The sequence below is a fragment of the Bacillus sp. mrc49 genome (assembly GCF_002803435.1).
This window is the reverse complement of the sequence record NZ_PHNG01000566.1, coordinates 1-888: the sequence shown is the minus strand read 5'-3', so window position 1 is coordinate 888 and position 888 is coordinate 1. Positions and strand designations below refer to the sequence as shown.

The 888-nt window shown below is 45.0% G+C and carries 1 protein-coding gene; it reads right to left on the bottom strand.

Translation table 11 applies throughout. The features are described 5' to 3' along the window. A partial coding sequence (locus tag CVN76_RS05900; RefSeq protein ID WP_157805557.1) for a molybdopterin oxidoreductase family protein occupies positions 1-888 on the bottom strand: 888 nt, incomplete at both ends.

The window sequence follows — 888 nt, the reverse complement described above, 5'->3', positions numbered from 1 at the left end:
GTATCATGATAACTGCTTGTCAGACGGTTAACCGCTTCCTCATCTTCTCGTGTATTCATCGTTAAGTATAATTCGTTCCCTGTTACACGTTCTGTGACTATCGCTCTTACCTTTACGTGACCATAAGGTGAGGTTAAACGAACGAGAGAGCCATCCTCGATTCCACGTTCCCGAGCAAGCTCCAGTGATACCTCAAGCCATGGGTGGGGAACCTTATGTGTCAGTCCCTCTGACTTGTACGTCATATTCCCTTCATGGAAATGCTCCAACAGTCGGCCATTATTTAAATGTAAATCATATTCAGCACCGGCTTCAAAAGGAGGAGTCCATTCAAGCGGAATGAGCCGTGCCTTACCATCTTCAAACGCGAACCCTTCTTCGAAAAGGATCGGCGTATCCGTACCATCTTTCGCAACCGGCCAGATTTGACTATTGAACCCTTCCAGTCTTTCATAGCTCACCCCGGCAAAATAACCAGCAAGACTCGCTGCTTCATCCATGATCTCGCTCGGATGCTGGTAAGTCCAATTCGCTCCTAGATGATTAGCAAGCTCTTGGAATATGAGCCAATCCGGCTTAGAGTCTCCAAGTGGCTCAAGCACTTGATAAAACCTCTGAATTCGGCGCTCTGTATTAACGAATGTACCGTCCTTTTCCAGACTCGGAGCTGCAGGCAAAATAACATCAGCGAATTGCGCCGTTTTACTGAAAAATAAATCCTGGACAACAAAAAACTCCAGATCTTCGAGCATAGTATCAACAAAATTCACGTTGGAATCCACAAATGCCATGTCTTCACCGAATAAATACAGCGACTTTAGTTTTCCTTTCTTAACACCTTCAAGCATTTGATGATTATCCATTCCAGGATCTTTTGGCAAAGAGACG